Below are 6800 nucleotides of genomic sequence, written 5' to 3' on the forward strand. Positions count from 1 at the left end.
AGGAAATAGATGACCAACTCGGCCTTGGCCACGTCGATGCCGATAATGGAGGGTTCTACTTGCATTGCCACTGAACAGCCCCTTGCGCTAGGTTACACATGCTTGTCGGGGCGCACCTGAACGCTGGCTTGCTAGGTATCGTCGGTCTGAGGTGCGAACTCAGCCGATGGATTCTTTATCGGCGTATGAATAGGTGCGGGGTGGGGCCAAATCTCCTACCGTCTGTACCCTTGGGTCAGATGCCCCTTTGGTCCCTCCACCCCGGCAAGTCCTGCATGGTTGCAGGAAGAGCATTCAAACATACAAGCACCTCTTGAGGTGCGAACCGGGCCTAGCGAGGCGGCAAAGATCAAGATCCTTCCGCCATTCTTTCTGGAACCCGTCGAGTTTTGAGACTCCTGATCGCCCTGCGGGCGATTTCCGCGCAAGCGCGGTTCGCACCTCAAGAGGTACTCCTACAGCGGCTTCGTAGAAGTTGCGGACTACGAGGAACTTTCCGACTTGTAGCTTGTAGCTTGTAGCTGTTCTAAACTCGCTCCCCATGCGAGACGATACCCGTGATTTCCTTTCCCTGTTCCTGAACGACACGCCCCTGCTGGACGTGCGCGCCCCCGTGGAATTTGCCAAAGGCGCCTTTCCCGGTGCCACCAATATCGCCCTGATCAACGATGACGAGCGTCACCAAATTGGCATCTGTTACAAGCAGCAGGGCCAGCAGGCGGCCATTGACCTGGGTAACAAGCTGGTCAGCGGCGAAGAGCGGGAACGGCGCATGCAAGCCTGGCAGCAGTGGTGGCAGGCCAACCCGGACGGCTATCTGTATTGCTTCCGTGGCGGGCTGCGCAGCCAGACCACCCAAGCCTGGCTGCGCGAAGCAGGCATCGATGCACCGCTGGTCACCGGTGGTTACAAAGCACTGCGCCGGTTTCTGATTGATGAAATGGAAGCCTGTATCGCCAGCCTGCCACTGGAGGTGCTATGCGGCCGCACCGGCTGTGCCAAGACACGGGTGATTGAACAACAGGCCAACGCCATCGATCTGGAAGGGCTGGCCCACCATCGCGGCTCCTCTTTCGGCCGACGCCCCGGCGGTCAGCCCAGCCAAATCGATTTTGAAAATACCCTGTCCATCGCCCTGATCAAACAGCGTGCCGCCCAGCCTGCCCGTATTCTGGTGGAAGACGAAAGCAAGCTGATCGGTCGTTGCCATCTGCCCTTTTCACTGCAAGACCAGATCAAGGCGCAGCCACGTATCGTGATCGAGGAATCCCTGGACGCCCGCGTGCAGGTGACCCTGGAAGATTACGTGATCGGCCCGCTGCAGGAGTATGCCCACTACTTCGGTGAGCAGGATGCTCTCAAGCAGCTCGGCGATGAACTGCTGGCGGCCATGGACCGCATTCGCCGCCGCCTGGGTGGTATTCGCCATCAGCAGCTGCGCCAGCAACTTCAGGAAGCCCTGGCCGTGCAAGCCGCCTGCGGCGATACCGAGCTGCACCGCGAATGGATCCACAACCTGCTCGCCGATTATTACGACCCCATGTACGACTACATGCTGTCGCGCCGGGTCGGCACCATCGTCTTCCAGGGCACCCGTGCCGAAGTCAGCGATTTCCTCAACAACCGCTGACGCAAAACCCCGCGCAAGCCGCTATACTGCGCGCAACGGTTGCGTATGGCCGAACCCGCAATCGTCCCGTGCACGTTCCCTCATAAAGTTCGGTAAGCCTCCCTATTGAACGGAGACAACAATGCGTTTGAAATTTCTGGCTGCACTGGCCGCTGCCCTGCTCCTCTCTGCCTGTAATGACCCCAAAACCGATACCTTCACCTTTACGGCGATTCCGGATCAGGATGAATCCCAGCTGGTAAAACGGTTCGGAAGCATCGCCGCCCATCTGGAAGAACAGCTGGGCGTGCCGGTGAAATACGTACCGGTGAAATCCTACGCTGCCGCAGTGACTGCCTTCCGCAACGATGAGGTACAAATGGCCTGGTTCGGCGGCCTGTCCGGCGTGCAGGCCCGGCGTCTTGTCCCCGGTTCCGAGGCCATTGCCCAGGGCCAGGAAGACACCGCTTTCAAGTCGTATTTCATTGCCAACAGCAGCACCGGCCTCGAACCTGTCGAAACACTGGGTCAAGACTTTATTGCCCAGCCATCATTCACCTTCGGTTCCAAGGGCAGCACATCTGGCCGCCTGATGCCGGAATTCTATCTGCGCGAGACCTTTAACAAGGCGCCGGAAGACCTGTTCAAGAAAGTCGGTTTCTCCGGGGACCACAGCCGTACCATCGCCCTGGTACAAAGCGGGGCTTACGCCACTGGCGCGGTGAATTTCAAAGTCTGGGAGCGCGAGCTGGCGGAAGGCAAAATCGATACCAGCAAGGTCAGTGTGATCTGGGAAACCCCCACCTACCCGGACTACCACTGGACCGTTCGCGGCGATCTGAATGAGCGCTTCGGCGAAGGCTTCAGCCAGCGCGTTACTGAAACCCTGCTGTCCATCGACGATCCGGCACTGCTGCAGGCTTTCCCCCGGGAAAAATTTATTCCGGCCTCCAATGCGGACTATGCCCCCATCGAGGACACCGCCAGCGCCATCGGCCTGCTGGACTAACGGCCACAGGCTAAATTCCGGCGTGTTTGATTTTCAGCAGGCCCGGCTGGGCCATGGCGATCAGGTTGTCTTCGACAGCCTGACACTGACCATTGAGCAGGGCGAGAAAGTTGCCCTGCTCGGCCCTTCCGGTGCTGGCAAGTCCACCCTTCTCGATGCCCTGCGCAGCCAACAGGAAAGTATCTGTGCCTGGTGCCCCCAGACGGGCGCCCTGGTCCCCATGCTGAGCGTGTTCCACAACATCTACATGGGCGCCCTGGCGCGCAACCGCACCCTCACCAACCTGCGCAACCTGATAGCCCCCAGTCGACACGAGCGTGAACAGGTGGGCGCGCTGGCCACCGACCTGTCGCTTCACGACAAGTTGTTCACCAGTGTCGACCAACTCTCCGGCGGCCAGGCGCAACGCACCGCGCTGGGCCGGGCCCTCTACACCCAACGCCCGGTTCTGCTCGCCGACGAGCCGGTCTCCAGCCTGGACGAACATCAGGGCCTGGCTCTGCTCACCCTGTCACTGGCTCGCCACCGCAGTGCCGTGATTGCCCTGCACGACCGGGCGTTGGCACTGGCCTGCAGCGATCGGATCATCGGCCTGAACCAGGGCCAAATCGTCCTCGACGCCGCCACCCGGTCGCTGTCACTCAGCGATCTGGATGCCTTGTATCAGGACGATGCGTAGCAGTGAACGCCCTACCATGTCTCCCGCCTGCCCGCCGCTGAACACCACGGCCAGTCGCTGGCGGCGCACCACCGGTGGTCTTGCCCTGGCCGGGCTGGTGGCACTGTTGCTGGCCGACCTGGAAATCGCCCGTTCCAGCCCTGGCCATGAACTGCTGCGCATGGCCAGGGGGTTTATGGCCCCGGACTTTTTTGCCACCGAACAGCTGGGCCAGGCGTTGGCCAATACCCTGGCCTTTGCCTGGCAGGGCACCGCGCTGGCCGCCCTGTTCGGTTTTGTGATGGCAATCGGCTGGTCGTCACGGGCGGTACGCGGTTTCGCCGCCAGCATCCGCGCCGTCCATGAGCTGTTCTGGGGCCTGCTGCTATTACAGGTTGCCGGCCTGAGCACGCTCACCGGGGTACTGGCCATCGCCATTCCCTATGCGGGTATCTTTGCCAAGGTATTCGGCGAATTTCTCGAAGAATCAGACCCGGCTCCTTCCCATGCACTGCCCGCCAGCACCTCCGCCGTCAGCCGCTTTTTCTTCGCCCGCCTGCCGCTGGTCTGGCAGGCCTTTAAAGCCTACGGCAGCTACCGGCTGGAATGCGCCCTGCGCGCCTCCGCCATTCTCGGCTTTATCGGTTTGCCCACCCTGGGCTTTCATCTGGAAACCGCTTTTCGTGAAGGGGTCTACGATCAGGGCGCAGCTTTGCTGTACCTGTTTTTTGCGCTGATTTTCACCCTGCGCTGGTGGCTGCGCCCGGCCCTGATCCCCCTGTATTTGATCGCCGCCGTGGTGTGGGCGCCACCGGTTTTTACCGGCAACCTGTCCACCCTGGTGCGTTTTGTCACCGTGGATCTGGTGCCTGCTCCCCTGCGCCACGGCGGTGGCCTGCTGGAACTGTGGCAATGGTTCGCCATGCTCTGGCAGCAACAGCTGTGGCCCGGCCTGTGGCAAACCAGCGTATTGGGGCTGGCCGCGCTACTGCTCACCGGCATACTGGCACTGGTATTGTTTCCCCTCACCTCACCGTTATTCGGTAACCGGGTCAGCCGTACGCTGGGCCATGGTCTGCTGGTGGTGCTGCGCACCACGCCGGAGTTTTTCCTCGCCTTCTTTTTCCTGATCCTGCTCGGCCCCTCCATGTTGCCCGGCATTTTTGCGCTTGCCCTGCATACCGGCGCCATCGTCGCCCACCTGACGGGCCGCTTCAGTGAGACCCTGCGCCTGCGGGCGGACGCGCCCAGCGGGATCAACCGCTACGCCTGGGAGGTCTTGCCGCGCATCAGCCCCAACCTGCTCGCTTTCCTGCTCTATCGCTGGGAGGTAATCATGCGCGAAACGGCGGTGCTGGGGATTCTTGGCATTCACACCCTGGGTTTCTATATTGATTCCAGTGTGGCGGAATTCCGCTTTGACCGAACCGCACTGTTGATCCTGGCCACGGTGTTGCTCAATCTGGGCGTGGACGCCCTGTCGCGTACGATACGACGGCATCTGAGATTGCAGCCCGGCAAAGGTACCCCCGCACACAAAGCCCCGGCCAGCAGCTGACCGGCATACCGGGAACACGCAGACACGAGTCGCACTATGAAACTGTACCAAGTGGACGCCTTTACCAATGCCCTGTTTGCCGGCAACCCGGCCGCCGTGGTGCCGCTGACGCACTGGCTGGACGACGCCCTGCTGCAAAATATCGCACTGGAAAACAATCTTTCGGAAACCGCCTTTCTGGTGCCCGACGATCAAGGCTATGCGTTGCGCTGGTTTACCCCTCAGGTGGAAGTCGACCTGTGTGGTCACGCGACACTGGCCGCCGCCTGGGTGGTGTTCAATGCGCTGGGCTTTCCCGGTGAACGTGTGCGCTTTTCTACCGCCTCCGGCCCCTTGTTCGTGACCCGCAGCGGGCAGACGTTAAGCCTGGATTTTCCGTCACGGCCGGCCCACGCGCTCACCGACATCACCCCGTTTTCCCGGGCGCTGGATGTGCCCATCCGCGAAGTGCTGCAAGCCCGGGACACCCTGATCATCGTGGACAACGCCGATCAGGTACGCAATTTCCAACCCGACTTCACCGCCATCGCGGCGCTGGATACCTTCGCGGTAATGATTTCCGCTCCCGGCGACGACTGTGATTTTGTCAGCCGTTTTTTTGCCCCGGCCAAAGGCGTTCCGGAAGACCCGGTCACCGGCTCGGCCCATTGCACCCTGGTGCCCTACTGGGCAGAAAAACTCGGCAAAAACACCCTCCATGCCCGCCAGCTCTCTGCCCGTGGCGGTGAGCTGCACTGCCAGCTGAAAGGCGACCGCGTCACCCTCAGCGGCAGCGCCCGCTGCTACCTGCAAGGCGACCTGCAACTGTGATGATGCCACTGTGATAAGCCCCTCCGCCCAATACGATCTGGTCTTTGTCGGCGCCGGCCACAGCCACGCGCTGGCCCTGCGCATGCTGGCCATGAAACCGATTCCCGGCGTACGCCTGACTATGGTGTCTCCGGACAGCCTGAGCGCCTATTCCGGCATGTTGCCGGGGCTGATCGCCGGACACTACACGCTGGATGACACCCATGTGGATGTGTACCGGTTATGCCAGGCCAGCGGCTGCCGGTTTGTTCAGGCCAGCGTCACACAGCTTGATCCAAAGAAACGGCAATTACAGCTCAGCGATGGCAGCCAGCTGGCCTACGACTGGCTGAGCCTGGACGTGGGCGCCACGCCGGATCTCTCGCCCATCGGCAACGGTCACGCCAGCGTTGTGCCGGTCAAACCGGTGGCCAGCTTTTATACCCGCTGGCAACAACTCTGCCGCGACGCCGGCGGGCAAACGCCCTCACTGGCGGTGGTCGGCGCCGGTGCCGGCGGTACCGAAATGGCCCTGGCCATGGCCCACCATTTTCAGAACCGCCAGCAAGCGGCAGAGATTGAACTGATCACCGGTGGTGATTTGTTACCCGGCTTTCCCGCCAGCGTGCGCGCGAAAATGCGCCAACGGCTGCAAGCCCATAACGTCACCCTGCATACCCACAGTCGCGTTCACGGTGATGCGCAACAGCAACTACATAGGGGGGATCAGCCGCTAACCGCCCAATGGGTGCTCTGGTGCACGGGAGTGCGTGGCCTGGCGATACTGGAAGACAGCGGGCTGGAGTGCGACGAACGGGGTTTTGTACGCGTCACGGAAAGCCTGCAAACGCTCTCCGATACACGCATTTTTGCCGCCGGTGACTGCGCCGCCTTCCCCATACCCCTGCCCAAGGCCGGGGTCTATGCGGTTCGTCAGGCGCGCACCCTGGCCGACAACCTGCGCGCGGCCATTCAAGGGCAACCGCTGGCTGCCTATCGCCCGCAATCCCGATTCCTGTCGCTGCTGTCCGCCGGCGGCAAAGACGCCATTGCCAGCCGGGGAGGCAACCTGTCCCTGGCCGGGCATTGGGTATGGCGCTGGAAAGACCATATCGACCGGGCCTTCATGGCCAAGTTCGATCGGCAGCTACCCGCCATGTCCACCGCCCCCGCCGAC

The 6800-nt window shown here is 61.7% G+C and carries 6 protein-coding genes; all 6 read left to right on the plus strand.

Translation table 11 applies throughout. The features are described from left to right. The first annotated feature begins 541 nt into the window (after positions 1-541). Positions 542-1630, plus strand: a complete 1089-nt coding sequence (mnmH, locus tag A3754_RS10855) for a tRNA 2-selenouridine(34) synthase MnmH (protein WP_063519690.1) — start codon at positions 542-544, stop codon at positions 1628-1630. Between the two features lie 121 nt (positions 1631-1751). Further along, complete coding sequence (locus A3754_RS10860; RefSeq protein ID WP_063519691.1) at positions 1752-2618, plus strand: putative selenate ABC transporter substrate-binding protein; 867 nt, start codon at positions 1752-1754, stop codon at positions 2616-2618. A 22-nt stretch (positions 2619-2640) separates the two neighbouring features. Continuing rightward, on the plus strand, positions 2641-3297 hold the full coding sequence (locus A3754_RS10865) for an ATP-binding cassette domain-containing protein (protein WP_063519692.1): 657 nt from the start codon (positions 2641-2643) through the stop codon (positions 3295-3297). A 16-nt stretch (positions 3298-3313) separates the two neighbouring features. Next, positions 3314-4834 (plus strand): ABC transporter permease, encoded by a 1521-nt coding sequence (locus tag A3754_RS10870; protein ID WP_082872423.1) that lies wholly within the window; start codon positions 3314-3316, stop codon positions 4832-4834. Positions 4835-4870: 36 nt separating this feature from the next. After that, complete coding sequence (locus tag A3754_RS10875) at positions 4871-5644, plus strand: PhzF family phenazine biosynthesis protein (RefSeq protein WP_063519693.1); 774 nt, start codon at positions 4871-4873, stop codon at positions 5642-5644. 10 nt (positions 5645-5654) lie between these two features. After that, a partial coding sequence (locus tag A3754_RS10880) for an FAD-dependent oxidoreductase (protein WP_197468620.1) occupies positions 5655-6800 on the plus strand: 1146 nt, incomplete at its 3' end.

The sequence above is a fragment of the Alcanivorax sp. HI0083 genome (genome assembly GCF_001635175.1).